This is a genomic window from Aeromicrobium sp. Root236 (genome assembly GCF_001428805.1).
Classification (GTDB): Bacteria; Actinomycetota; Actinomycetes; order Propionibacteriales; family Nocardioidaceae; genus Aeromicrobium.
Genome location: NZ_LMIS01000001.1, coordinates 812,164 through 838,445, shown reverse-complemented (window position 1 = coordinate 838,445; position 26,282 = coordinate 812,164). Strand labels below are relative to the sequence as shown.

Here is a 26,282-nt window from a genome sequence, read left to right as displayed (position 1 = left end):
CCACCGACACGCCCCCTTACCCACCCGAAGAAGGAGAACGATGAACATCAAGAAGACACTCGTCCCGCCGATCGCAGGTCTGCTGCTCCTTGGCGGACTCACAGCAGGATGTGGGGGATCGTCGGACGGCAGCAAGAAGTCCTCGTCGAACTACACGATCATCGACATCTCCGGCCCCGTGTCAGACCCCTTCTTCGGGTCGTTCAAGCAGGGCAGCGATGCGGCGGCGAAAGACCTCGGCATCGACTACGAGTACAGCGCGTCGAAGGACTACACCGACCTCGTCCCCACCTACGAGCGCATCACTAGGGCCGCGATCGGCAAGAAGCCCGACGCCCTGATCATCGGCGACTACTTCCCTGAGGCACTCGAACCATTGATCAAGCAGGCTGTGGGCAAGGGCATCCCGGTCTTCGTGACCAACTCCGGTCGCGACTCCTGGCAGAAGCTCGGAGCGCTCGGCTTCATCGGCGAGAACCCCACCGCGATGGGCGAGGAAGCCGGCAAGGTCGCGGTCAAGGCCGGCGCCAAGAATGCGATCTGCGTCAACCAGATCGCCGGCAACCCGGTGCTGGAGCAGCGCTGCAACGGATTCCTCAAGCAGGTGACCGACGCCGGCGGCAAGGGCAAGATCCTGACCATCCCGACTGAGGACGCCAGCAACGAGGAGAAGGTCCGGCAGAGCATCGCCGGTGCGCTGAACGCCGACAAGGACGTCGACAGCGTCCTCACGCTCGGCTCGTCGATCGCCACGGCAGCGCTGGCTGCTGCCAAGCAGGCCGGCATGGATGACACGGTCAAGGTCGGCACCGTCGACATCTCGACCAACGTGCTGGAGTCGGTGAAGTCCGGCAAGCTCCTGTTCGCTCTCGACCAGCAGCCCTACCTCCAGGGCTACTACGGAGTCCTTCAGGCATACCAGTGGCTGGAGTACGGCCTGCGTCCCACCAACGCCATCGACTCCGGCCCGCAGGTCATCACCAAGGACAACGTGGATCGCGTGCTCGAGGTGCAGAAGAAGCATCGCGGCGTGCGAGGGGCCTCCTGATGTCGAACACCGAGACGATCCGGGCACCGCGCGCGGCCGGGGGTGAAGCACCTGGTGACGCCCCGCCCGCGGTCGCGCGCAAGCAGCGGCACATCGCCCGCCTCTATCAAGCCACCCAGCTCGGCGCGATGCTGTCGGCCCTCGCGGTCTTCGCGTTCTTCTCCATCACGGCCGGTGACAAGGGTTTCCTCTCGCTGGCCGCGACAAGCGGCTGGCTGAATGCCTCGGCAGAGCTCGCGCTCATCGCCATCCCGATCGGGCTGCTGATGATCGCGGGGGAGTTCGATCTGTCGGTCGGCTCCGTCGTGGGCGCGTCGAGCATCACGATGGCGCTGGGCGTCAATGTCTATGAGCTTCCCGTCCCGCTCGTGTTCCTCATGTGCCTCGCGATCGGTGTGCTGGTCGGGTTGTTCAACGGCATGATCGTCAACCACACCGGGCTGCCGTCGTTCATCGTCACGCTTGCCGCCAACTACGTCCTGCTCGGACTCGCCCTCGGTCTGTCCCGCAGCCTGGCCGGCACCAGCACGGTGTCAGTCGACATCACGGGGTTTTGGGGCAACGTCTTCGGCGCGACCTTCGGCGACCTCAACGTCACCGTGATCTGGTGTGCCGTCCTCGGCCTCATCGCCTACTGGGTGCTGAGCCGGATGAGTGTTGGCAGCTGGATCTATGCGACCGGCGGCAACCTCGACGGCGCGATCAAGGCGGGAGTCCCGACCCAGAAGGTCCGGCTCGCGCTCTTCATCACGACCGGTGTGGCGGCATCGATCGTCGGAGTCCTGCAGGCTGCGCTGTTCAACTCCGGCAACGCCGTCCAGGGCCAGGGATTCGTGTTCCAGGCACCGATCGTCGCGGTCATCGGCGGCGTGTTGCTGGTCGGCGGCTACGGCACGGTGCAAGGCGTCGCCCTGGGCACCATCACGTACGGGATGGTCAACATCGGGCTGTTCTACACGGGGTGGACGACCGACTGGCTCTCCACCTTCATCGGCGGTCTGCTGATCGTCGCCGTCCTCGCCAACGACTTCGTACGGAAGGCCGCGCTGCGGCAAGCGTCCTCGATCCCCGCAAAGGGCCGGACGACGCGCAGCATCGGGAAGGTGAACGCATGAGCACGCCAGATCGTCAGCCGACCATGGAGCTGGAGGACGTCAGCAAGGCGTTCGGGAGCACCCACGCCCTCCAGCATGCGTCGATGGAGCTGTACGCCGGCGAGGTCCACTGCCTGCTCGGCGACAACGGTGCGGGCAAGTCGACCCTGATCAAGGTCATGTCGGGTGTGTACGTGCCCAGCAGCGGCCGCATCCTGGTCGACGGCGCTCCGGTGACACTGAGCAGCCCGCGCCAGGCGCAGGACCTGGGGATCGCCACCGTCCACCAGGACGTCGGGATGATCCCGCTGATGAGCGTCGCGCGGAACTTCTACCTGGGGCGCGAGCCCAACAAGGGTTGGGGTCCCCTGCGCCGGTTCGACGCGTCGCGCGCGAGGGCGACAGCGCTGGCCGAAGTGCACGCGATGGGAATCACGCGGGTGACCAACGCCAACCAGCTCGTCGGCACGCTGTCCGGAGGGGAGCGACAGGCCTTGGGAATCGCGCGCGCGATCCACTTCGGGGCGAAGGTGCTGATCCTCGACGAGCCGACGTCAGCGCTCGGCGTGAAGGAGGCCAGCGTCGTGCTCAAGCAGATCGACTCCGCTCGCCGACGCGGACTTGCGGTCGTGCTGATCACCCACAACGCCAGTCACGCCCTGTCCATCGGCGACCGCTTCACTGTCCTGATCCAGGGACAGGTTGCCGATCAATGGGCCCGCGGGGAGAGAACCAGGGACGAGGTTCTCGACCTCATGGCCGGAGGAGAGTCCGTGGAGGATCTCTTCGAAAAGCTCGGCTGACGCCGGGTCTTCCGGCACGCGGGCCACGAGTGCGTACGTCCGCCGATTCCTCCAGGTCGGCGGGCGTACGCCGGCGAACCCTGGGCCGCGGTAGTCGCGGCGCCCCACCATTTCCTGACAGCAGCACCCCTGACGAGAGGTAGACCACCATGACGATGTCGAGAACACCTATGAGGCGCGGGCGAGCGGCCGCCGTGGGTGCCGTCGTCTCCCTGGCATTCCTCGGAGCCCAGGCGGCCCCGGCCGCGGCGTCGGACAACAGTGTCGTGCCGATCGGGTCGACGATCGTGACCACGGTTCCGACCGATGACCTGACCTTGCAGCTCAAGCACATCCTCACCAACACCAACACGTACGGCGTCACGACGTGGTGGAACACCACCAAGAACTTCGACGCGCAGTCGGGGGACCCCTACCTGAGCTTCGGCGGCACCGACGAACCCAGCATCCGGCCATCGGCAGCCGAGGCCGTCGGGCTGGCCACCGCGCTCCGGTTCGGCGCGTACGACCCGGTCGCGACCGGCGTCCCGACCGCGACCGCGACGGCGCAGGTCGTCAGGCTCGTGAGCTCACTCGCCTTTCGGCACCACTCCAACTCGACCGGCGGCTGGGGCGTCAGCTATGCGCCGGGCACGCCCGGCTCTGCTGGCTGGCAGACCGCGCTGTGGGCGAGCGCGGCGGGAACCGCAGGTTGGCTGATGTGGGGGTCGCTCTCGGCGACCGACCGGGCCTATGTCCAGCACATGGTCGAGTCCGAGGCCAACCGGTTCATCAACTGGACTCCGCCCTACTACCGGAATGCCGCGGGCACGGTGCTCATCCCCGGCGACACCAAGGCCGAGGAGCTGGCCTGGGACGCCAACATCCTGCAGCTGGCGACCGCGATGATGCCCAACCACGCCAACTACGCCGCCTGGATGGATGAACGGCTGAAGCTGTCGCTGGCCGCGGTCGCCAGGCCGGATGACCGCAGCGCGACCAACGGCGCGAAGGTGATCAACGGCAAGCGACTCGATGTCTGGGTGACCGGCAGCAACGCGTTCGACGACGGCACGGTGGTCAACCACGGGATCGTCCATCCGGAATATCAGACGTTCCCGGCCGTCATCGCGTTCGGTGCGATCGACCAGGCGCTGGCGGGCAAGCAGACGCCGTACGCCGATCTGCGGGGCTTCCCCGCGTTCTACAAGTCGTTGGTGACGCAGATCTGGACACCGGGTCCCAAGCCGAGCCAGTACAACGTCGACTCGAGCGTGACGCACAAGGTCGACGGGCCCGGCGGTCCGACGTACGCGGGCACGGCCACGGGTGCGACCGACACGGCCGACATCTACTACCCGATGGGCAACGACTGGGGTCCGGGCAACCGGGCGAACTTCATGTTCATGGACGTGGTGGCGACCACCATCCCGTCCATGTATGGAGCGCTGGATGCCGGCCTCACCCAGGGTGGCAGCTACTGGGCACCCATCCACGCCGAGAAGGTGCTCAACCAGCAGGCCCGCTTCGCCGACGGTCACACGTACGCGCCCGGCGAGAACACCTATGACGGTCGTGAGGAGATGGTCGCGCAATATGCGGGCTACGCCTATCTCTCACGACTGCTGAAGGCGAACGGGAGATTCTCGGTGACCAACGGCACCCTCTGACCCTCGGCCGGACGCTTCTTCTTGCCGTCGGCGGGTAGGCATGACACATGAAGGCCATCACCTACACGACATACGGCGACGCCCCCCAGATCCTCGAGCTCACGGAGGTCGACGAGCCCAAGATCGGACCTGACTGGGTCAAGGTCCAGGTCAAGGCGACCTTGGTCAACCCGGTCGACTGGAAGATGGCGACGGGCGGGATGGACGGCATGCTCGACACGTTCTTCCCGGTCACGCCCGGCTGGGACGTGGCGGGCGTCGTCGAGTCGGTCGGCCCCGCGGTCACCACACTGTCGCCGGGCGACGAGGTCTTCGGGTACGTCCGCAAGGACGCGGTGCACGGTGGAACGTACGCCGAGAAGGTCTCCGCCCCCATTCGTACGCTCGCGAAGAAGCCGGCCGACGCCAGCTTCGCTGAGGCGGCCGCCATCCCGCTCGCGGGGCTGACCGCGTTCCAGTGCCTCGTGCACGCTCTCGACGTCAGCGCCGACGACACCGTGCTGATCCACGGCGCCTCCGGGGGAGTCGGCTCGTTCGCGGTGCAGATCGCCCGCTCGTTGGGCGCCCGGGTGCTGGGCACGGCGTCGGAAGCCAACCACGACTACCTCCGCGAGCTGGGCGCCGAGCCGTTCACGTACGGCGAAGGGCTTGTCGAGCGGGTGCGGGAGGCGATCCCCGAAGGTGTCACCGCGGTGCTGGACCTCAACGGGGGAGACCTCGAGGTCAGCCCCGACCTGCTGGCCGACTCGTCCAAGGCCCGGCTCGTCTCGATCATCGACCCGGTCGTGAACGACATGGGCGGCCAGTACGTCTTCGTGACGCCAGATGCCGATGACCTCGGCGAGCTCGCGACGATGTTCGACGACGGGTCGCTGAAGGTCGAGATCGCCGCGACGTACGCGCTGGCCGACACCCGCAAGGCGTGGGAGCAGAGCCAGGACGGTCACACCCGCGGCAAGATCGTGATCACCGTCGACTGAGGCTCGGCGGAGTCGCGAAAGCGCAGTCCCGGCGGCAACACGTACGTGCCCGGCTGTGGAACGCCGCGCGCAGATGCGAGAGGCTGTTCGCAGGAAGCAACTCGAGGGGGTCGAGCGGTGCGGGAGCAGAAGCGAGCGCGTGAGGCGTTCGACCGCGGGATCCGCTTGCTGACCGCCGACTACAGCAGCGGCCCCGTCGTCGCCAAGCCGCACTTCGAACGAGCGTTGAGCATCGACCCCACGATGGCCGACGCGTGGCTGGGGCTACACGCCTGCGGCGGCGACGCCAAGGTCTGCGCGCGGCAGATGCTGATCAACGTCAGTACGTTCGGGAGCGAGCGTGCCCGGACGGGCCTGACGCTCCGGTCGCGCGACTCGATCGGCAGCTATGTGACCCACAGCCTCGAGACCCTCGACGAGCTGTGCGCGGTCAACGCGGCGTACGACATCTCCGATGGCGATTACGCCCGCGCCGAGATGCGGATCGACCAGATCGGCGACCTCCCACGCGTGCAGACGTTCCTGCGGGCCCGCGTCGCGCACACCCAGCACCAGTTCGAGCTCGCGATCGAGCGCTTCACTGAGTGCCTCGGCGGCGACGTCTACATCGACGTCGAGGCCCACCTGACCATCGGCCAGTCGCTCGCACGACTCGGCAGGTGGCACCCCGCGGCGATCGAGCTCGACACGACGATCGAGCAGCAGACCAATCCGGCGGCGCACGCCGAGGCGAAGTACTGGCGCGGCCTGATCCACCGCGCGATGGGCGAGGAGGCGAGGGCCATGGAGCTGATCCGCGAGGCGTACGCCGAACGGCCGAAGCTCTCCGGCATCTCGCGAGCCATCTCGGACCCGACGTACGGGATCGAGGTCGTCCAGACCGCCACGGCCGGCGTCGCCGAAGCCGTACCGACATCGTCGGCGGCGCCGTCTGAAAACGAGCCCCTGGACGTTGATGCGATCCTGGCGAACATCGACCGCCGCATCGGTCACGAGGACATCAAGCACCAGGTGCTGAGCCTGGCTGCCCAGGTACGCGCGAAGCAGGCCCGCGAGCGTGCCGGGCTGCAGGCGCAGCGCCTGACGGAGCACCTCGTCTTCACCGGACCGCCGGGCACGGGCAAGACCTCGGTTGCGCGCGACATCGCCCAGCTCTATCGCGCCCTCGGGGTGCTGCGCCGGGACGACGTCATCGAGGTCGACCGCTCCAAGCTCGTCGGTCAGGTGCTCGGCGCCACGGCGCTCAAGACCGCCGCGGTCGTCGAGTCGGCGCTGGGCGGGGTGCTGTTCATCGACGAGGCGTACTCGCTGCAGCAGTCCGGGCTGATGGGCGGCGATGCGTTCGGCAGCGAGGCCCTCGAGACGCTGATCAAGCTCATCGAGGACCATCGCGGTGACCTGGTGGTGATCATCGCCGGCTATCCGCGCGAGATGCAGGAGCTGCTGTCGTCCAACCCGGGGTTGCGGTCGCGCTTCACCACGACGATCGCGTTCAGGGCGTACACGCCCGACGAGCTCGTGGCGATCTCGGGGATGATCGCCGCGGACAACGGCGATGTCGTCGATCGCGACGCTGCGCTGTCGTTCCTCGACATCTACATCGACGTGGAGCGACGCGAGCTCACCGACACGCTCGGCAACGGGCGTCTGGCCCGCAACCTGGTCGAGCGTGCGGCGCGCTACCGCGACCTGCGGCTGTTCGGCAACGGCGACCCGGGGGAGCTGAGCGCGGAGGAGCTGTCGCGGCTGACCCGTGACGACATCGATGCGGCCTGGCGGACGTACGCGCTGCCGGAGTGACTGTTTCTGGGCTGTGTGGAGTCACTGTCCACAGGCTCTACGGGCGGTTTGCCGGGGTGTCGCAGGCGTTCTGTAGGCTGGGACTGGGCAGAGTCTGACGCCTGATCTGGACTGCAATTGCAGTGAAAAAGTATGGCTGAAGGTCTTGCCAGACCGTTCGGATTCTGGTTGACTAGAACACATGTTCGAGAAGTCGTCTCCCACCGTCGCGGATGTCGCGCGGCTGCTGGATGCGATCAGTCTCGACACCTACGACCACATGAGCCCGCGCGAGCAGATTGCTGCGTGCGAGGCTCTCGGCCGGCTGGAGTCGCGGGTCAAGGCGCACCAGCTGGCTGCGGCCGCGGCGGCCGACCGCTCGGAGGCGGCGTCGACGATCGGCGCGGCGTCGACGGGCGCGATGATCGCCAACGGCTTCGGTGGCGATCCCGCGGCAGCGGCCAGGCTGCTCAAGCAGGCCAAGAAGCTCGAGGACGTGTCCGCGACGCAGGAGGCGCTGGCCCGCGGCGAGGTGTCCCTCGCGCAGGCTGAGCTGATCGCCGACAAGCTCAAGGATCTGCCCGGCGATCCGACCGAGGCGCAGCGCGAAGGGTGCGAGACCCAGCTGCTCGACGACGCCAAGAAGCTCAGCCTCAAGGACCTCAGCCGCAGGGCCGACCGCATCACCGAGACCTTCGCGCCCCACGATGTCGATGCACATGAGAACGAGACGCTCGCGCAGCGCGAGGCCAGGGCTCGCAAGAACTCCTATTTCTGGATGGCTGACCGCAAGGACGGCACCTACAAGGGAGAGTTCGTCATCCCCGAGGCGCAGGGCGAAATGCTCAAGAACGCCCTCGAGGCACTCAACGCGCCGCAGATCAAGACGGCCGAGGACGACCCGGCGCTCGCGGTCCTTGACGACAAGCCGACCTATGGCCAGCAGATGGCGAGTGCGTTCTGCACATTGATCGAGCACCTGCCGGCTGACAAGCTTCCCGACACTGCCGGTGTCGGCGTGACGGTGACGGTCAACATCGACCTCAAGAGCCTGATCGACGGTCTCAAGGCAGGCACCCTCTCGACGGGCTGCCGGATCTCGGTCTTGGAGGCTCGACGGATGGCGTGCGAGCACGGCCTGCTGCCGATGGTCTTCAACGGCAAGCCGCTCCCGCTCGACTGCGGTCGGGAGCAGCGCCTGTTCAACCGTGCGCAGCGTCGCGCAGCCGAGAAGCGTGACCGCGGCTGCAGCTTCCCCGGCTGCGACCGGCCGCCTTCATGGTGCGTCGGGCATCACGCCCGCAAGCACTGGGCCAAGGGCGGCGCGACCGATCTCGGCGACCTCGTCCTGATCTGCGCCCACCATCACCGGGTGGTTCACGCTGACGAATGGGAGATCCGGTTCGCCGACGACGGCTATCCCGAATACAGCCCACCACCATCGATCGACCCGAGACGAAGGCCATTGCGGAACTCACGATTCCGCGCCGACGTCTCCACCCCCGCTGCCGCCTGAGCCCGTCCCTCCGGGCCCATTCGGCATGCCCTGACGTGTGTCGCGGTCAGACGACGGAGGCGATGTCCTCGACCTGCTCGTCCGCCTTGTGCTTGCGGCCGACGATCAGTGCGGCAAGTAGCGCACCGAGGGTGCCGAGCAGCTCGTCGCTGAGCGTGTCCTCGTACGCCCCGTCGAGCTCGGTGCCGCGCCGGATGAAGGTGTACCACTCGCCGAGCTCCCAGCCCACAGCCAGGATCGCGCCGAGGCCGGTGATCGTGAGGATGAGTCCCCACGTCGGCCCGGTCCAGACGAGGCGCAGCAGCAGGCCGCAGCCCCAGAGGAGCAGCATCCAGTTGAAGAAATGATTGGCGTTGTCCCACCAGTCCACCGAGTCGTACAGGTCGACGGTGTTGCCGGAGACGTCCACCAGGAACGGCGCCATGATCAGGGCGAACGCACCCCAGGGGAGGTCGTCACCTCGGCGTCCTTTCGACAGGCTCAAGGACCGGTTCCTGCGCCAGATCCACATGGCCGGGACGATCAGCATCAGCAGGGGATAGGCGAGCAGTCGATAGCCGAATCCCTTCCCCTCGAACTGGTCGAGCCCGGCGAACGTGCCCACGGCGAGCTGGACGAACGTGAGCGCGAAGATGACGACCGCCGCATAGAAGCCGCGTGTCCTGGGGATCCGCATGGCGAACAGACTCCCACACGAACTCACCGTGCAAGCCCCGTTCCGCTCGCCTAGCGTCGAGGCATGAAGAAGCCGAGCTACAGCGCCCTGATCTCCGTCGCCACTGCCGCGTACTCCGTGTTCGCCCTCGCCAAGCCCCGCCACCTCGGCAACGCGATCACCGCGAGCCCGCTGAAGCAGCCGGACTACGACATCGCGGCGCGTACGTTCGGCGTACGCGACCTGGTCGCCAGCGGACTGGCACTGGCGGCACCGACCACGAAAGCGCGTGAGCAGGCGATGCTGGGCCGCGTCGTGTTCGACCTCACCGACTCGGCACTGTTCACGAACGAGGCGACCACCACGGGCCGCAAGGCCAAGGTCCTCGCGGTCACCGTCGGCTGGGCCGCGCTCAACGTCGCCGCGATCGTCGCCGACCGCAAGCGTTAACGGCAGATTTCCACCGGCATGACGGGCATGCCGGGGTGACGGGTTGTTCGTGAGGGCCCTATCCTGACCCGATGCTGCACATTCGCTTGGGGGAGCTCCGCGCAGTCGACCCGATGAGTGACGATCTCGGTCGCACGCACGTCGGTTATCGAGAAGGCATGACCGAGTCACAGGTCTACGAGGCCAACCGCGGATGCTGGCGGTTGGGACCGCAGGCGCAGGACGAGCGCTACGCGATCTTCAGCTACGACGGCATCGTGCGGCAGGCGCTGGAGATCTCCAGCATCGAGCCGGCACCGAAGCGATCGATGCGCAGCGTCGTGTACGGACGCGTCCTCACCGCCGGGCACCCGATCCACGACCGGTTCGTCGGCCAGCACGCACCGGAGTCGCTCGGCCGCAACCCCATCTCGTACCTCCCCGACGAGGCGCCCGCCGAAGATGCGCTGAAGGTGCGGTTCTCCGGCGTCACCGAGAGCCGTGCGGTCGAGATCATCGCGATGAGCTTCGTGTGTGGTCAGTACGCCGTCGACGGCTGGATCGTCGAGGACGTCAGCGCACTCGGCCTCGGGTGGGACATCACCGCGACCAAGGGGCCGCGCGTGCGCCACATCGAGGTCAAGGGCGTCTCTGGGCCGATCCCCAAGGTTCTGATCACTCAGGCCGAGCTGCAGGCCGCCGGCCACGACCTCGACTGGGTGCTGTCGGTGGTCACGAATGCGTTGACCAGTCCGACCGCCCGCGAGTACCACCCGGGCGACATCCGAAAGTTCGCCGTGCCGCTGGCGTACGAGGCGGACCTCCGCGGCGCTTAGGCGACGTCCATGCCGACGGCGCGCAGCCTTGTGCGTACGTCCTCCAGCAGGCGCTTGGGGAACTCCGACGTACGCCGGCAGCGCTCGACGAGGTAGACGATCTTGTTGAGCCGCGGCCCAGGCATCTCGAGGCCGCGCGACGCCAGCGCCGGGCGCAGCACGTTGCGGTCGAAGGCGCCGTCGCTGTGCTCCTCGGCGCCACGCCACAGTGCGAACGCTCGCTTGAGATCGCCGTGCGCGACAACGCCGTGCTCCGGCGACAGTGCGACGGCGATGGCCGCGACGAGCCAGGCGTCGTCGTGCTGCAGCGAGTCGACGCCGAGCTGCACCGTGCCCGAACCCGCGGGCTGCTGCGCCGACAGGTCGAACTCGACGACGGCGGCAAAGGTGAGGTCGGGGTAGCGCAGCTCGATGCGCGTGCCGCTGTGCGTCAGCGAGATCTTCTGGCCCGGCGCCGGGGTCGTGGACTCGCCGTTGGGGCCGGTGAGCTGGACGACCGCGCCGTTGGCGCGTTGACCACGGTGCACGACGGGCTGCCCGGCCGTCGCGGTGATGACGAGTGCGGGGTCGCTGACGTACGGGAGCCGCACGAAGACGTACGCGGAGCCGTCGATGGTCTCGGCGACGAAGGGCTGCTGCTCCGGCAGGTTCATCCGTCGCGCCAGCACGAACGCCGAACCGGCGTCGAGCCGCGCCTCGCCCGCATACTGCTCGCCGGCCGACCAGGCGATGTGCAGCACCGGAGCTCCTTCGTGGAATGCGTTCCGCCGCGGCTCGACCTCAGCGGCGCGCGACCCTGAAGATGATGCCATGTATGGAACTCTGTCGGGCCTGGCCTCCAACCTGTTGATCCTCGTCGTCTTCGTTGCGGTGGTCTGGGTGGGCTTGCGGATCGCGCAGAGCATCTTCGGCGTGGAGTCCAAGCGCGCAGCGGCCGGAGAGGTCGCGGCCAAGCTCGTGTCCTATCCGACGGGCTCTGCCGCGGTGCTGCGGCGCCGGTTCGTACGCGCGCTGACCGGCCAGCACGTCGTGATGCCGAGCGGTGAGCGTCTGGCGTTCGCCGAGCTGACCGTACGCGTGGCGCCGGAGGACCTGGAGAAGCTCGACCCCGACGGTGACCTGGAGCGGCTCGGCGACGACGGGGCGAAGCTCTACCTCGCGCACGCCGAGCGGTCCGGCTGGGCGGTGCCCGACGAGGTCGTGGTCGTCGTTGAGGTCGACCCCGGACTGCGGTCCGGCTGGATCCCGCCGGCACGGGGGAGCGGCCGCGCCGAACCTGCCGCTGCGGCGCCGTTGCGTACGCCGGTGGGCTGGGACGTCGTGCCGGACGACCTGCCGGTGGTGTCGAGGCAGCCCGTCGTCAGGGACCCCGAGGCGACGATGAACTTCCCGGCACTCGTGCCCGACCTCGAGGACACCGCGCCGACCATGAACGTCGCCGCGGGCCTGACCCTGGAGCGCGACGGCCGGGCGACGCCGATCCCGCTCGGCGGGACGGTGCTGGGCCGGCTGCCCGACAGCCCGGTGCGTTTCGAGGAGCCCGAGGTGTCCTATCGCCACGCCGCGATCCGGCGCAACGGCACCCAGTGGCAGGTCAAGGACCTGGGCAGCACCAACGGCACGACAGTCGACGGCCAGCGCATCGACGACTGGACCGACGTGCGTACCGGATCGGTCATCGCACTCGCCGGGGTACGCCTGACGGCCGTCGCCGACACGTCGGGAACCGTGCATCTCCGGGGCCTGACCAGTCACTAGGGACAATGGACCTGCACGTCGTACCGTCATGGGACATCTCTCGTCGACCCGGAGCAGGAGGATCAGCCCTGATGCCAGATCCTCTCGCCACGTCGCCGAACCCGCCCAGCGTCGTCCCGGTCGAGCAGCGCTTCGAGCTGCTGGGTCGCATCGGCGCGGGCAACCACGGCGTCGTGTTCCGCGCCCGCGACAGCCAGCTGCAGCGCGAGGTCGCGATCAAGCGGTTCTCGCACTTCCTCGCCGACGACCCGCGCGCGATGCGCCGCATCACCCGTGAGGTCGCGACGCTGGCGCGGGTGTCGCACCCCAACGTCGTGACGGTGCACGACCTGGTGCACATGACCGACGGCGACGGCGAGGTCACGCCGCACCTCGTCATGGAGCTCGTCGAGGGCACCTCGCTGCGTGAGCTGCTGGCCACCAGCGGTCCCAGCCTGCGCTCGGTGCTCGTGGTCCGTGGCGTGCTCGATGGGCTCGCCGCCTGCCACCAGGCCGACATCCTGCACCTCGACATCAAGCCCGCCAACGTCCTGGTGACGCAGCGCGGGGGAGTCAAGATCGTGGACTTCGGCATCGCCCGTGCCGCCTCCGACACCACGGCGACGGTCGCCGGCACGCCGCACTACATGGCGCCGGAGCAGTTCGACGGCAAGGCCGACGAGCGCAGCGACATCTACTCCGTCGGCTGCCTGCTGTACGAGTGCCTCACCGGCACACCGCCCTTCGAGGGCACGATGGCGGCGCAGCTGTTGGCGCACCGCAACCACCCTCGTCCCGATCCTCGTGCGCGCGTGCCGCAGGTGCCGGCCGCGCTCGCTGCCGTGGTCATGCGGGCGATGGCGATCGACCCGTCCGCCCGCTACCAGAGCGTCACGGAGATGCTGTCGGCGCTGGCCACGGTGGACCTCGGCGAGCTGGACGCCCTTGCGACAAGCTCAGCGCCCGATGTCCTTTCGACAAGCTCAAGGATCAATTCGGTCCTTGAGCCTGTCGAAAGGACACCATCGGGACCCCTCGTCACCCGGGTGACACGGCTCAAGGCGTACGTCGTCGGGCTCGCGCTCAGTGCCTTCATCGTCGCGCTGATGCCCGGCCTGGCCTGGTTGCTCAGCGAGCTGGTGGCGTCGGACTACCGCCCACCGGCGATGCAGAACAGCGCGGCGACCGCCTGGTGGACGTTGGCCGTGGCAATCGCCGGCCTCTATCTCTTCGTACGCCGCCGTGCCTTCCTCGCGTCGATCGGCGGACCGGCCGTCGGCCAGCCGCAGCCGGGTCGCGTCGTCGACCGGTCGATGCGTTCGGGCCTGAGGACCGCCGCCGGTGCCGCCCTGCGTGGCTCGCTGCCGATCCTGTTCCCTTGGTACGTCCTCCTGATCGCCCAGCTCGCGAAGGGTGTCGGCGTGGAGTGGCCCAACGACCTCTTCAGCTCCGGCTGGGACGTCGCGTGGGTGCTCATGCCGGCCGCGGCGGTGGCGCTGGTGCTGCGCGGCGTCTCGCGGCTCAGGCTCCGATTCGGATCGCTGCTGATGGCGATGGTGCACCTCGGCGGTGCCGGCGCTGCAGCCGTGTTGTTCGTCTCGTACCCGCTCGCGCTCTGACCGCGCATCATCCGTGGGTCGCTGGGTATCCATGTCCTGCGGCGCACCCGCCGCGACACCAGCAACACGAAAGAGGAACCCTCATGGAGATCATCGGCGTCATCATTGCGGGCATCATCATCGGTGCGCTCGGCAAGCTGGTCGCTCCCGGTGACAAGGACAACATCCCGATCTGGCTGACCGTCTTGTGCGGCATCGGCGGTGTGCTCATCGGTTGGGGGATCTACAGCGCCTTCGGCGGCGACGGCAGCGACGGCATCGACTGGGTGCGATGGATCGTCGCGGTGGCGGTCTCCGCGGTGCTCGTGATGATCGCCTCGGCAGTGACCGGGCGACGCACGACCCGCGTCTGACCCAGGTATGAGCGAGAGGGACCCCGGCCGCCGGTCGGGGTCGCTCTCGTCCGGTTGCGGCGTGCCTCGTTGGGTAAGCCGGGGCCATGAGCAAGCTGATGGTGGCAGGAGCGTTCGCGGCGGGATATGTGCTGGGCGCCAAGGCGGGGCGGGAACGCTACGAGGAGATCCGTCGGGCGTACGAGAAGTACGCCGGCAGCCCTCAGGTACGCGAGGCGGTCTCCAAGGTCGAGGAGAAGGTCATGAACATGTACAACGACCCGCCGAAGCCCGCCTGAGCGGACCGAACGCCGCCTAGACTGAGCAGCGCCACCGACCCTGGGGGACCATGCTCAAGCTCATCAGCGTCATCGTGTCGCTGGCTGCCCTGATCGGGCCGGCCGAGGCTGACATCGTCAGCAACGCGCACTACTACGCCAACCAGACGCCGTACGGCGACCCGGCGACCACGTCGGTCAAGGCCCCGCCGGCGGGCTACGAGCTCGTGTTCCTCGAGAACGTCGGACGGCACGGATCGCGCAGCCAGACGACCGCCGACAGCGAGAACCGCGCCCTCGCGGTGTGGAACGCGGCGGCGCGCCAGGGCAAGCTGACGACACCCGGCAAGCTGTTCGACGACGACCTCAGGAAGTTCCGGGCCGCCGAGATCACGATCGGCTACGGCAACCTCAGCGCGATCGGCCGCAAGGAGTGGATCGGGATCGGCCGGCGCACGGCGGCGAGCTATCACGCGTTCCTCACCAAGGCCGCTGCCGACGGCGACGACATCGTGTTCCGGACCACCAGCGTCTATCGCACCAAGCAGAGCGCCTCGTCGTTGCTCAGCGGCCTGCGGGCGGGCGTCCCGGGCCTCGACTTCCAGCCGCGCACCGTCGACGACCACATGCGCATCGAGGACGGCGCGACACGCACGGGCAACGCCGCGATCGCCAGCGTGCTGCGACGGTCGGACGTACGTGCGGCCGCCAAGCACGTCCTCAGCCGGCTCTACAGGTCGTCGTACGTCAACAGCCTCAGCGACCCGGTGGGCAAGGCGCTCGACATCTACGGGATGTACGCGCTCGCGCCGGGCATGCAAGACGACACCACGGTGACGTTCAGCCGCTACGTGCCGCTGGCCGACGCACGGCTGCTCGGCTACGCCAAGGACGCGCAGAACTTCTACCGCTACGGCCCCGGGGTCAAGGGCGAGACCAGCTCGTACCGGCAGGCGCGACCGGTGCTCACGGACTTCTTCAGCGAGCTCGACAAGCGCCTCGCCGGGGGCAAGAACGCCGCGGTGTTCCGCCTGGCGCACGGCGAGACGACGATGCCGTTCGCCGCGCTGACCCGCCTGCCGGGCAGCACCAAGCAGGCGTCGGCGAGCAGCCCGTACTCGTACGCCAACAACTCGTGGCGCGGCTACGTCGCCGGCCGCATGGCGGGCAACGTCGAGTGGGCGGCCTATCGCAACCCCGCGAACGGCGGCGTGCTGGTCACGCTGCGCTACAACGAGCAGCCGGTACGCCTCGCCGCCTCCTGCAAGCCGTCGAGCCTCGACCCGTACTTCTACGGCGTCCACATGCTCAAGACCTGCCTCGGCTGATCATCGTGTCCGACGTGATCATCGACGAGCGGCTCGCGTACGCGATCGAGCACCGCAGGCAGCTGGAGATCCGGTACGTCATGGGGCCCCAGTCGCGTGGGCCGCGAGTCATCAACCCGCACGTCGTGTTCACGGCGTCGACCGGCGCGCTGTCGCTCCATGCCGTCCAGGTGTCGGGCTTCTCGTCGTCGGGCCTCGACGTTCCGGCCTGGCGATCGTTCGACCTGTCACGGGTGTGGGTGATCAAGCTGTTGGACACCACGTTCGAGGTCGACGACGACCTCAACCTGGCCAACGACCTCTACGCCGAGGTCCACCTGGCGGTCGGGCAGGGATGAAGACAGTCGATCAGACATCTTGTGGCGAATCGCTCACACCTCGCGCGATTCGCCCGTAGGGTGGCTGCCGGGAGGGGGTCCCGGAGGAAAGTCACACCATGCGCGCAGCTCGGGGGCTACTCGCCCTGCTCCTTGCAGTCATCCTGTCCCTCACGTTCGCGGCGGCTCACGCCGACGACGACACCGGTGGCGGGACGCCCGAGACACCGACCTCGGCCCAGACGCCCGAACCCACGGAGCAGCCGACCGATCCGGCACCAACTCCCACCGAGACGACGCCCACGCCGGAACCCACCGAGACGACGCCCACGCCGGAGTCACCCGAGCCGAGCGACGATCCCACCGACGGGCCGACGCCGAGCGACGGCCCGACGGCCGAGCCGAGTGACCCGGCGACGGATGTGCCCGCCCCGCGGCCCGACGCGCCGGCCAAGGGCATGGTCGCCAAGCTCGCAGCGCTGCTGGCCGCTCCGGTAGCCAACGACGACCTGTTCGCCGTCGTCACCAACACCGGCGCATTCCCCAGCAATGTCGGCCTCATCAGGCCAGGGCCGTTCGGGGTCTACCGCAACGACGTGCCGACCGCCGGTGGCGACCAGACCCCCAACTCGATCGTGCTCATGAACAACGTCGACCACGGAACGCTCGATCTCAACGGTGACGGCGGCTTCCAGTACGTGCCGGAGGTCGGCTACACCGGCAACGACACGTTCGAGTACCGGTATGCCACCGATGACGGCGAGAGCAACACCGCGACCGTCACGATCGTCGTCGGCAACGGCAGCTACATCGCCACCAACGACGACTACGTCACGGCGCCGGACACCCCGCTCGTCGTGAGCATCCCTGGCGTGTCGTCGAACGACAGCGACGTCGCGTACTTCGGGTTCGCGGTGACCAACGACGTCGACCACGGCACCCTGGCCCAGCCGGGCCTGCTGCCGTCCGGTGGATTCACCTACACCCCCGATCCCGGCTTCGTCGGAATCGACACGTTCACCTACCGGTTCCGACCGCTGCCGTTCGGTCCCTACAGCAACACGGCCACGGTCACGATCATCGTCGGCGACCCGCCGGTGGCCGAGGACAACGACTACTGGGTCAACGCGAACACCCATCTCCACGCCGCAGCTCCGGGCGTCATGGGCAACGACACCGGGACCGGCACGCTCGCCGTGGTCAACGACGTCGCACACGGCACGCTCGACCTGCACGCGGACGGCTCGTTCGACTACAACCCCACGACGGACTTCGTCGGCATCGACTCGTTCACGTACCGCCTCACCGATCCGGTGACGACGCTCAGCGACGTCGCGACGGTGACGATCCAGGTCAGGCCGGTCGCGAGCAACGATGCGTACGAGACCCCCGCGGAGACGTTGCTGACCGTCGACGCGCCCGGCATCTTCGGCGACGACACCCCGAGTGACGGTGCGAACCCGAACCTGACGGACGACGTCGACAACGGGACGCTGACTCTGAGCTCGGACGGCAGCTTCACCTACCTGCCCGACGCCGGGTTCGTCGGGGTCGACACGTTCTCCTACTCGTTCGAGAGCGCCGAGCTCGACAGCAACGAGGCGACCGTGACGATCACCGTCACACCCGTCGCGGTGGACGACGAGCTCACCGTGCCGCAGTGCGAGGACGTCCAGCTCCTCACGCTCGGCAACGATGTCGGCGTGGATCCAGCACTGTCGGTGCCGTCGATCGTCGCGCCCACCGGGCACGGGACGCTCACCGCGGCCGACGACCCCGTCGGTTCGCTCGTCTATGACCCGGACGACGACTTCGTCGGCGACGACACCTTCACCTACACCTTCGAGAGCGCAGGTCTGGTGTCGAACGTCGCCACCGTCACGATCCACGTGACCGCCTGTGACGACGGTGGCGGGGACGAAGGCGACGGCGACACCTCCGACGACGGTGACCAGGCGCTGCCCGACACCGGCTCGCCGGTCTCGCCGTGGATGCTGCTGATCGCCGGCGCCACGAGCGCCGCGGGGATCGCCCTGATCCGCCGCCGAGGAGATGCGCGGGCCTGACCCGGACCCGCTTTCGACGGGCTCAAGGGGCGATCCTCCTTGAGCCCGTCGAAAGTCCTACTTGCGCAGGCGTACGAGGTCGGCCAGCGCGGCGTCGGAGAGCTCGGTGAGCGCACCCTCGCCGCCGTTGACGACGGCATCGGCGAGTGAGCGCTTGGACCGGATGAGCTCGGCGATCGACTCCTCGATCGTGCCTTCGCTGATCAGGCGGTGCACCTGGACGTTCTTGGTCTGCCCGATGCGGTGCGCGCGGTCGGTGGCCTGGTCCTCGACCGCGGGGTTCCACCAGCGGTCGTAGTGAATGACGTGGTCGGCCTTGGTGAGGTTGAGGCCGACACCGGCCGCCTTGAGCGACAGCACGAACACCGGGATCTCGCCGCCCTGGAACCGGTGCACCATCTTCTCCCGCGCGCGTACGGTCGTGGCGCCGTGCAGGAACTGGTGGCCGATCTTCTTCTCCTCGAGGTGGCGCGTCAACAGCCGGCCCATCTGGGCGTACTGCGTGAACACCAGCGTCGCGCCGTCCTCGGCGACGATCTCCTCGACCAGCTCGTCGAACACGCCGAGCTTGCCAGAACGCCCGGTGATGCGGCCGTCGGGCTCGCGGAGGAACTGCGCGGGGTGGTTGCAGATCTGCTTGAGCTGGGTCAGCAGCTTGACCACGAGGCCGCGGCGCTGGATGCCCTGGGCGTTCTCGATCTGCGCCATCGTGCTGCGGACGACCGCCTCGTAGAGCCCGACCTGCTCACGCGTGAGGTTGATGCGGTGGTCGGTCTCGATCTTGGGCGGCAGCTCGGGCGCGATGCCGGGATCGGACTTGCGGCGGCGCAGCACGAACGGCCGGATGAGCTGCGACAGCCCGGTCGCCTTGCCGGAGTCGCGGCGCGACTCGATGGCGCGCGACCAGGTGTTGCGGAACTGTTGGTAGGTGCCCAGGAGCCCCGGCGTGGTCCAGTCGAGGATCGCCCAGAGCTCGCCGAGGTTGTTCTCGACCGGGGTGCCGGTCAGCGCCAGACGCGCCTTGGCCGGGATGCCGCGGATGGCCTGGGCGGTGCGCGCGTGCGGGTTCTTGATGTTCTGCGCCTCGTCGGCGACGACCAGGCCCCAGCCCGGCTGGTGCTCGGACAGCTCGATCGCGTCGGAGCGCATCGTGGCGTACGTCGTGACGAGGAAGCCGTCGGTCACGCCGTCGAGTCGCCGCTTGGGCCCATGATAGCGGCGGACGTTGACGCCCGGCGCGAAGCGCTTGATCTCGCGCTCCCAGTTGCCGAGCACGGAGGCGGGGCACACGACGAGCGTCGGGGACGACGAGATCGCGGTGCGCTGCAGGTGCAGGGCGATCAACATGACGGTCTTGCCGAGGCCCATGTCGTCGGCCAGGATGCCGCCGAGCCCCAGGTCGACGAGCTGCGTCATCCACCGCAGGCCCTGCAGCTGGTAGTCGCGCAGCGTGCCCTCGAGCCCGTCCGGCTGCACCGCCGGCGCGATGTCGCGGTCCTGCACGGCGAGCCGCTTGCGTACGTCCTCGAGCCAGCCGACCGTGTCGACCTCGGTCATCCGGCCGTCGATCTCGAGCTCGCCGGTCACGGTGGCCCTCAAGGCCTCGAGCGGAGAGATCTCGCGCGTGCGCCGCTCCAGCACGCGCTGCAGGCGCGACTTGTCGACGAAGACCCAGCGATCGCGCAGGCGCAGCAAGCCGGTCTGCGACTGGGCGAGCTGGTCGAGCTCGGCCGCCGACAGCACGTCGTCGCCGAGCGCGACCTGCCAGTCGAACGAGAACAGCTGACCCTGCGTGAACGCCGACGGACGATCCGATCGCGGCGTCTCGTCACGGCGTACGACAGCAGACGTCGACAGCTCGCGTACGAGCTCGGGTGGCCAGCGGATCTCGATGCGGTTGGCCATCAGGGTGGGTGCCAGCGCACGGTCGCCGAGGCGGGCCAGCTCGTCGGGGCTGACAGTCGCGGCGCCCCGGGTGTGCGGGTCGCGCAACCGTTCGGCCGGGGACCACCACGGCTCGAGCCGGCGCAGCATCGCCGCGGTCGGCTCCTTGGCGTCCTGCGCGAGCGGGTGGGACGCGGTGCCGCCGAACATGTCGCCGGCGTCGAACGCGGCCCACGAGCCCGATCGCGGCTGCACCCGCAGGCGTACGACAGCGGCCTGGGTCGGCGTGGGCTGCTCGAGGAACGACACCATGAGCGTCCACGAGAACGTGGTCTCGCGCTGGCGCGGCTGCTTGGCGTGCGGTGACACGTACGGCTGACGCTGGGGCGTCGATGCGGCAGCGGGCGCGTCGACGGCGAGGGCCTTGAGGAACGCGTTGATCGTCGTCTGGCCGGCGCCGGCGTTGGGCCCGATGGCCGAGGCCGCGCTCTGGAGCTGGTTGAGCTCGGTGGCGTCCGGAGATCCGAGAGCGCCGCGGGCCATGATGCGCAGGGCCAGGATCGCCGGCGTCGCCCAGGCACGTACGGACGGATCCGCCGACATGACACGGATGCCCTGGCTCAGCGCGCCGATCGACTCGTTGGCCGTGGCCTCGTGGTCACCGTCCGGGGCGTGGAACACGAAGCGCGAATCGGCCGGATCCTCACGTGCCACGAACTCCACGGGGAAGCGCAGGAGCCGGCGCAGATCCGTGGACGTGGGCATCCCTCCATTGTCGCTCACCCCTCCAACTTGCGGTCATGGGGCCACCCGTCCACGGACCCTCGGCGTATGCCCTCGGACCGGCATTTGAGCGTGGCGAGGCGTCAGTGCGTCAGGATCTTCGCGTCGAGGAGCTTGAAGTTGGTGTTGACCCGCGGCTCACCGTCGCTGCCGAGCTCGACCGGCGTGTTGTCGCCGTCCTGCACGACGAGCAGGCCGTGGGGATAGCCGGGCAGGGGAGTGCTGACCGTGTCGGCGCCGTCGCAGTCCTGCGAGCCATCGGCGGCGGGCCCGTCGACGATCGCGAAGTGCTTGAGCGGCCGGAGGGTCCGCCGATCGTACGAGTAGAAGGTGTTGTCGCCCTGGCTCGACACCAGCAGCGTGCCGCTCCGCCTGCCGGTCTCGTAGATCGTGAGCCCCTCGGTGTCGGCGGCGATCCGCCCGCCGAAGCCTGGATCGGCACCCGACGGCGCGCACTCCTCGCTCTGCTCGTCGTACGTCGCCGGGACGCCGAACTCCTTCGTACGCTCGACGCTGCGCGGCTTGCCCTGGAACCGGCCGTGCCCGACCTTGACCCGCCACAGGCCGACGTCCTCCTGCGCGGCATACAGCGTGTTGGCTGCCGCATCGACCACGAGGCCCTCGAGCTGCGGGCCCTCGCCGGGCTCCTCGCACGGTGACCAGGTGCTGCCGTTCGGCAGCCGGAACGTCGATGGGAAGTCGAGCGTGTCGACCTTGGTGTACGTGACCTTGCGGCCGACCGCGGAGAGCTTGAAGAGGCCGACGTCCGTGGCGTGCCGACGTGTGCCGACGACGTACGCGGTGCCGCGCTGCGTGAACGTGGTCAGGCCATAGACCGTGGACTGCTCGTTGACCTCGGCCTGATCGGCGGAGAAGGCCAGGGGCACGGTCGAGGCTGTGACGTCGGTGAGATGGCCGGTGCGCTGGTCGATGAGGTACGAACGGATCTGGTCGCGGCCGCGGTCGCTCGTCACCGCGAGGTCGACCTTCCGTCCGCCGAGCCGAAAGTCGTGCACGATGTCGACGTTGTTGAACCGGCCCGCCTCGTCGTCGGGCCCGGGCGCTGCGGGTGCCTGGATGCTCTGCAGCAGCTTGCCCTTGAGGTCGTACACGTTGAGGCCGGCGTTCTTGGCGGTGCCGATCACGATGCTGCGGGCCTTGTCGTGATGGTTGACCCAGATCGCGGGGTCGTCGGCATCGCCGTTGTTGCCCGTGTCGTCGTCGTACACGCCGGGGGTCTCGGCCGCGGCGGTGACGTTGATGAGGTGATCGGTGGGCCGCGGGTGTGCGAACGCCGGTGTGGCGACGAGGGAGGGGACGAGGACGAGCGTGAGCGCCGCGACGGCGCGTACAGGTGAGGTCACGCGCGAGACGCTAACCAGCGATGCCGACCATGAGGTGTCCCCTAGGTGTGCGCCCGGGAAACAGAGACCCACCGATGGTCGGATCCATGCGTACGACCCTTCGGAGGCCTCTGACATCGTGGGGGAGTGCCGACCCCAGATCACGCGTACGCCAAGGAGGACCGCGAGGCGGTCTATCGCGTCATCGCCGAGCGGCGCGACATGCGGCACTTCGCCGGAGGCGTGGTCGACGAGGGCGTCCTCGCCCGCCTGCTCGGCGCCGCGCACCAGGCCCCGAGCGTCGGACTGATGCAGCCGTGGCGCATCGTCCGTGTCACCGATCCTGCGTTGCGTCAGGCGCTCCACGACCACGTCGAGGTCGAGCGCCGGCACACCGCCGAGGCGATGGGGGAGCGCGCGGACGAGTTCATGCGCCTCAAGGTGCAAGGCATCCTCGACTGCGCCGAGGTGCTGGTCGTCGCTCTGGCCGACGACCGCGAGCGACACGTCTTCGGCCGGCGCACGATGCCGCACATGGACCTGGCTTCGGTGTCGTGCGCGATCCAGAACCTGTGGCTCGCCGCCCGTGCCGAAGGTCTCGGCATGGGGTGGGTGTCGCTGTTCGTACCGGCCGACGTGGCCGAGCTGATCGGTGCGCCGGCCGGGGCGGAGCCGGTCGCGATCCTGTGCCTCGGCCCGGTCACCGAGTTCTATCCGCGGCCGATGCTGGAGCAGGAGAGCTGGACGTCCGTGCGGCCGTTGAGCGAGCTGCTGGCCGCCGACGTCTGGCCCGGCTGACTGTCAGACCTCGGTGGTTGAGTCGAGGCATGGATCCAGACGAACCCGGTTGGCCCCTGCTCGACGACTTCTTCGCGCAGGAGGCGTCAGGTCGCGCCGAGCCGACCGTGCGCCGCTACGTGCGCGTGCGCGATCGGCTCACCCACTACCTCGACACCGCAGACATGGGTCGATGGCTCGGCACCGACCCGGGCACGGTGTTGTCGGCGGAGCGTGAGTTCCACGAGCACGGCGCGTTCTGGCACCTCTACGGTCCCGACGAGCTCGTCTGCGTGCTGCCGGGCTTCCTCCAGGAGCCCTGGCTGCCTGAGGGCCTGGGCGAGGCGCGTACGCAGATCAGTCTCGTGTCGCGGCTGCTCAGCCTCCTGACACGGCAGGGACTGCTCGACATGTCGCTGTTCGCCCACACCTACGAGGACGCCGAGGCCGCGGTCAAGCAGGCCCGCATCGACCTCGAGGCGCGCTCGGCGGCCAGCGCACCCGATGAATGGGCGCAGGACGTCCCGAGCCGCTTCAAGCAGGAGCCGGGACCCCAGTGGTGATGCTATAGTTGAAGCATCAACTACCGGAGGAACGGCACCATGGCGACCTACTCGATCTCGGACCTGGACAACCGGCTGCAGCCCAGCCCGTTGATGCCGGTGCTCTTCGTGGGTCACGGCAACCCCATGTACGCCATCACCGACAACTCGTTCACGCAGAAGTGGTCCGAGGTCGGCCGTGGGCTGCCCGAGGCTCAGGCCATCGTCGTGATCAGCGCGCACTGGCTGACTCCCGGTCAGACCCACATCACCGATGCGCCCAAGAACAAGATCATCTACGACTTCGGCGGGTTCCCCGACGAGCTCTACCGGGTCCAGTACGACACCGTCGGTGACACCGACGTCGCGAGGCTCCTTGCCAAGCAGCTCGTCGACTACGAGGCCGAGCTCGACAAGCAGTGGGGCCTCGATCACGGCACCTGGAGCGTGCTCAAGCACCTCGCACCCGCGCCCGAGGTCCCGATCCTGCAGATCAGCATCGACTACGCCATGCCGCTGCCCGAGCTCTACCAGCTCTACGGCCGGCTGCGGGCGATGCGACGCCGCGGCGTCGTGTTCATCGGCAGCGGCAACATCGTGCACGCCCTCGGCCGGGTCAAGTGGGACGGCGGCACCGCCTGGGACTGGGCCGCGCAGTTCGACGCCGACACCGCCGACGCGCTCCGCAACCGCGAGGTGAGCAAGCTCGTCAATCCCTATGCCACCTGGTCCGAGGCCCGCATCGCGGTGCCCACCGATGATCACTACCGGCCGATGGTCGCCGCGCTGAGCCTGCTCGAGGACGGCGAGGAGATCGAGTTCTTCAACGAGGAGATCGACATGGGCTCGGTCGGCATGAGGTCGTTCATCTCCGCCTGACGGCGCCCGGCTCGTATGCTGTGCGGCACCCCGAAGGAGCCGACATGACAGCAGTCACCATCACCCACATCGGCGGTCCGACCGCTCTCCTCGAGTTCGGCGGTTGGCGCATCCTCACGGACCCGACCTTCGACCCGCCCGGCCGGCGCTACTTCTTCGGCTGGGGCACCATGTCCAGCAAGCTCGTGGGCCCGTCGGTGACGCCCGATGATCTCGGCCCGATCGATGCTGTGCTGATCAGCCACCACCATCACGCGGACAACCTCGACCCCACCGGCGTCTCGATGCTGCCGCGGCTCGGCACCGTCCTGACCACCACGAAGGCGGCGGCGAAGCTCGGCGGCGGGGCGATCGGTCTGGCGGCGTGGGACACCTGGACGTTGGAGGCGTCCGGCAAGGAGACGATCACCGTCACCGCGACGCCATGCCAGCACGGTCCCGTGGGCCTCAATCCGATCACCGGCCCGGTCATCGGGTTCGCGCTCGAGTGGGCGGGGCAGGAGCACGGGGCGTTGTGGATGACCGGTGACACCGTGCTGTTCCGAGGGCTGCGCGACGTCGCCTCGCGCCTCGACATCGGCACGATCCTGATGCATCTGGGCTCCGTGCGCTTTCGCTACCTCACCGGCTGGTTCCGCTACACGATGGACGCCCGCCAGGGCGCCGAGCTGCTGGACCTGGTCAAGCCGTCCGCGGTCGTCCCCGTGCACTACGAAGGCTGGTCGCACTTCCAGCAGGGCCGCGGCGAGGCCGAAGCGGTGCTGGCTGCGTCGCCGTACGCGGACCGCATCACGTGGGTGGACCCCGGCGCCTCGACGGCAGTCGTCGCCTGAGCATGGCTCGTTGGAGCCATCTTTGACCGAACCGGCCCGTTCCGCGTCCACGTGACCGAGGATTCGAGAGTCATTGTCTTCACGGGAGGGAACCCCATGATCATCAAGAAGCTCGTCGTCGCGTGTTGCACCACTGCCCTTGGCTTGGGCATGGTCGCCGCGACGTCATTGCCGGCCGAAGCCGCTGCCAAGTCCTACAGCAGCTGCAAGAAGCTCAACAAGGACTACAAGCACGGGGTTGGCAAGCCCGGGGCCCACGACCACACGTCGGGAACCCCGGTCACCAACTTCACCCGCAACAAGGCGGTCTACAAGAAGAACACCAAGCGCGATCGCGACAAGGACGGGATCGCGTGCGAGAAGAAGTAGCCGCCTAGGCGTCAGGCCTGGCGCGCCTCGGGGGCTTCGGCCTCCTGGGCCGCGATCTGACGACGCACGTCGTCCATGTCGAGGTCCTTGACCGCGGTGATGACCTGCTCGAGGCCGGCGGCCGGAAGGGCGCCGGGCTGCGAGAAGACGAGGATGCCGTCGCGGAACGCCATCAGCGTCGGGATCGAGGTGATCTGGGCGGCGGCGGCCAGCTCGCGCTGGTCCTCGGTGTCGATCTTGCCGAAGACGACGTCGCTGTGCTGCTCGCTGGCGGCTTCGAAGACCGGGCCGAACTGCTTGCACGGACCACACCACTCGGCCCACCAGTCGACGAGGGTGATGCCCTCAGCGCCGATGACGTCGTCGATGGTGTCCTTGGTCAGGGTGACGGTGCTCATGACTGCCT

General features: G+C 68.5%; 26 protein-coding genes. 21 read left to right on the top strand and 5 right to left on the bottom strand.

From position 1 onward, the window contains the following. Nucleotides 1-40: 40 nt before the first annotated feature. The 7 genes from ASE12_RS04300 to ASE12_RS04270 all read left to right on the top strand — a co-directional run bounded on the left by ASE12_RS04300 (nt 41) and on the right by ASE12_RS04270 (nt 8,869). A complete protein-coding gene (locus ASE12_RS04300) occupies nt 41-1,048 on the top strand; it encodes a sugar ABC transporter substrate-binding protein (RefSeq protein ID WP_056397363.1) in 1,008 nt (335 codons plus the stop codon). Then, complete coding sequence (locus ASE12_RS04295) at nt 1,048-2,163, top strand: ABC transporter permease (protein WP_056397360.1); 1,116 nt, start codon at nt 1,048-1,050, stop codon at nt 2,161-2,163. Before ASE12_RS04300 ends, ASE12_RS04295 begins: the two co-directional genes overlap by 1 nt. Further along, complete coding sequence (locus tag ASE12_RS04290) at nt 2,160-2,945, top strand: ATP-binding cassette domain-containing protein (RefSeq protein ID WP_056397357.1); 786 nt, start codon at nt 2,160-2,162, stop codon at nt 2,943-2,945. Before ASE12_RS04295 ends, ASE12_RS04290 begins: the two co-directional genes overlap by 4 nt. A 170-nt stretch (nt 2,946-3,115) precedes the next feature. Continuing rightward, entirely contained in the window at nt 3,116-4,594 is a 1,479-nt protein-coding gene (locus tag ASE12_RS04285) for a hypothetical protein (protein WP_157412809.1), read from the top strand. 47 nt (nt 4,595-4,641) lie between these two features. Continuing rightward, nucleotides 4,642-5,574, top strand: coding sequence for an NADP-dependent oxidoreductase (locus tag ASE12_RS04280; RefSeq protein WP_056397352.1), 933 nt, complete (start codon nt 4,642-4,644; stop codon nt 5,572-5,574). A gap of 117 nt (nt 5,575-5,691) precedes the next feature. Beyond that, entirely contained in the window at nt 5,692-7,374 is a 1,683-nt protein-coding gene (locus ASE12_RS04275; protein WP_056397349.1) for an AAA family ATPase, read from the top strand. Nucleotides 7,375-7,555: 181 nt separating this feature from the next. After that, a complete protein-coding gene (locus ASE12_RS04270) occupies nt 7,556-8,869 on the top strand; it encodes an HNH endonuclease signature motif containing protein (RefSeq protein WP_056397346.1) in 1,314 nt (437 codons plus the stop codon). Nucleotides 8,870-8,915: 46 nt separating this feature from the next. Here the strand turns inward: ASE12_RS04270 and ASE12_RS04265 are convergent, their stop codons facing one another. Beyond that, the gene (locus ASE12_RS04265) at nt 8,916-9,545 is read right to left on the bottom strand and encodes a hypothetical protein (protein WP_056397344.1); all 630 of its coding nucleotides are present in this window, start codon (nt 9,543-9,545) and stop codon (nt 8,916-8,918) included. A 63-nt stretch (nt 9,546-9,608) separates the two neighbouring features. On the opposite strand from ASE12_RS04265, the gene ASE12_RS04260 reads away from it, so the two are divergent. Further along, entirely contained in the window at nt 9,609-9,974 is a 366-nt protein-coding gene (locus ASE12_RS04260; protein WP_056397341.1) for a hypothetical protein, read from the top strand. Between the two features lie 158 nt (nt 9,975-10,132). Next, nucleotides 10,133-10,789, top strand: a complete 657-nt coding sequence (locus ASE12_RS04255) for a protein NO VEIN domain-containing protein (protein WP_056397338.1) — start codon at nt 10,133-10,135, stop codon at nt 10,787-10,789. On the opposite strand, the gene ASE12_RS04250 is transcribed toward ASE12_RS04255, so the two are convergent. Then, a complete protein-coding gene (locus tag ASE12_RS04250) occupies nt 10,786-11,529 on the bottom strand; it encodes a hypothetical protein (RefSeq protein WP_056397336.1) in 744 nt (247 codons plus the stop codon). The two genes, ASE12_RS04255 and ASE12_RS04250, sit on opposite strands and share 4 nt — an antisense overlap. 70 nt (nt 11,530-11,599) lie before the next feature. Between ASE12_RS04250 and ASE12_RS04245 the strand changes: the two genes are divergently transcribed. The 7 genes from ASE12_RS04245 (at nt 11,600) to ASE12_RS04215 (ending at nt 18,466) form a co-directional block, all read left to right on the top strand. Beyond that, on the top strand, nt 11,600-12,547 hold the full coding sequence (locus ASE12_RS04245; protein ID WP_056397333.1) for an FHA domain-containing protein: 948 nt from the start codon (nt 11,600-11,602) through the stop codon (nt 12,545-12,547). 71 nt (nt 12,548-12,618) lie between these two features. Then, a complete protein-coding gene (locus ASE12_RS04240; protein WP_056397330.1) occupies nt 12,619-14,145 on the top strand; it encodes a serine/threonine-protein kinase in 1,527 nt (508 codons plus the stop codon). 83 nt (nt 14,146-14,228) lie between these two features. After that, nucleotides 14,229-14,498, top strand: a complete 270-nt coding sequence (locus ASE12_RS04235; RefSeq protein WP_056397327.1) for a hypothetical protein — start codon at nt 14,229-14,231, stop codon at nt 14,496-14,498. An 86-nt stretch (nt 14,499-14,584) separates the two neighbouring features. Next, on the top strand, nt 14,585-14,776 hold the full coding sequence (locus ASE12_RS04230; protein ID WP_056397324.1) for a hypothetical protein: 192 nt from the start codon (nt 14,585-14,587) through the stop codon (nt 14,774-14,776). A gap of 50 nt (nt 14,777-14,826) precedes the next feature. Next, entirely contained in the window at nt 14,827-16,083 is a 1,257-nt protein-coding gene (locus ASE12_RS04225) for a histidine-type phosphatase (RefSeq protein ID WP_056397321.1), read from the top strand. Nucleotides 16,084-16,088: 5 nt separating this feature from the next. Further along, nucleotides 16,089-16,421 carry a WYL domain-containing protein gene (locus ASE12_RS04220; protein ID WP_056397318.1) on the top strand — a complete coding sequence of 111 codons (333 nt, stop codon included), beginning with the start codon at nt 16,089-16,091 and terminating at the stop codon, nt 16,419-16,421. A 98-nt stretch (nt 16,422-16,519) separates the two neighbouring features. Then, nucleotides 16,520-18,466 carry an Ig-like domain-containing protein gene (locus tag ASE12_RS04215; RefSeq protein WP_056397314.1) on the top strand — a complete coding sequence of 649 codons (1,947 nt, stop codon included), beginning with the start codon at nt 16,520-16,522 and terminating at the stop codon, nt 18,464-18,466. 57 nt (nt 18,467-18,523) lie between these two features. Here ASE12_RS04215 and ASE12_RS04210 read toward each other — a convergent pair whose 3' ends face one another. Together ASE12_RS04210 and ASE12_RS04205 are read right to left on the bottom strand one after the other, a co-directional pair. After that, on the bottom strand, nt 18,524-21,115 hold the full coding sequence (locus ASE12_RS04210) for a DEAD/DEAH box helicase (protein WP_056397311.1): 2,592 nt from the start codon (nt 21,113-21,115) through the stop codon (nt 18,524-18,526). 101 nt (nt 21,116-21,216) lie between these two features. After that, on the bottom strand, nt 21,217-22,497 hold the full coding sequence (locus ASE12_RS04205) for a phytase (protein WP_235508838.1): 1,281 nt from the start codon (nt 22,495-22,497) through the stop codon (nt 21,217-21,219). A gap of 126 nt (nt 22,498-22,623) precedes the next feature. Between ASE12_RS04205 and bluB the strand changes: the two genes are divergently transcribed. From bluB to ASE12_RS04180, 5 genes are all read left to right on the top strand, one after another. Further along, on the top strand, nt 22,624-23,274 hold the full coding sequence (bluB, locus tag ASE12_RS04200) for a 5,6-dimethylbenzimidazole synthase (protein ID WP_056397308.1): 651 nt from the start codon (nt 22,624-22,626) through the stop codon (nt 23,272-23,274). Between the two features lie 29 nt (nt 23,275-23,303). Further along, nucleotides 23,304-23,816: a hypothetical protein gene (locus ASE12_RS04195; RefSeq protein ID WP_056397306.1), complete on the top strand. Its 513-nt coding sequence runs from the start codon at nt 23,304-23,306 to the stop codon at nt 23,814-23,816. A gap of 39 nt (nt 23,817-23,855) precedes the next feature. Then, the gene (locus tag ASE12_RS04190; protein ID WP_056397302.1) at nt 23,856-24,674 is read left to right on the top strand and encodes a dioxygenase; all 819 of its coding nucleotides are present in this window, start codon (nt 23,856-23,858) and stop codon (nt 24,672-24,674) included. Nucleotides 24,675-24,718: 44 nt separating this feature from the next. After that, nucleotides 24,719-25,507 carry an MBL fold metallo-hydrolase gene (locus ASE12_RS04185; protein ID WP_056397300.1) on the top strand — a complete coding sequence of 263 codons (789 nt, stop codon included), beginning with the start codon at nt 24,719-24,721 and terminating at the stop codon, nt 25,505-25,507. A 96-nt stretch (nt 25,508-25,603) separates the two neighbouring features. Further along, complete coding sequence (locus tag ASE12_RS04180; protein ID WP_056397297.1) at nt 25,604-25,876, top strand: excalibur calcium-binding domain-containing protein; 273 nt, start codon at nt 25,604-25,606, stop codon at nt 25,874-25,876. A gap of 11 nt (nt 25,877-25,887) precedes the next feature. On the opposite strand, the gene ASE12_RS04175 is transcribed toward ASE12_RS04180, so the two are convergent. Beyond that, the gene (locus tag ASE12_RS04175; RefSeq protein ID WP_056397296.1) at nt 25,888-26,274 is read right to left on the bottom strand and encodes a co-chaperone YbbN; all 387 of its coding nucleotides are present in this window, start codon (nt 26,272-26,274) and stop codon (nt 25,888-25,890) included. Nucleotides 26,275-26,282: the final 8 nt, after the last annotated feature.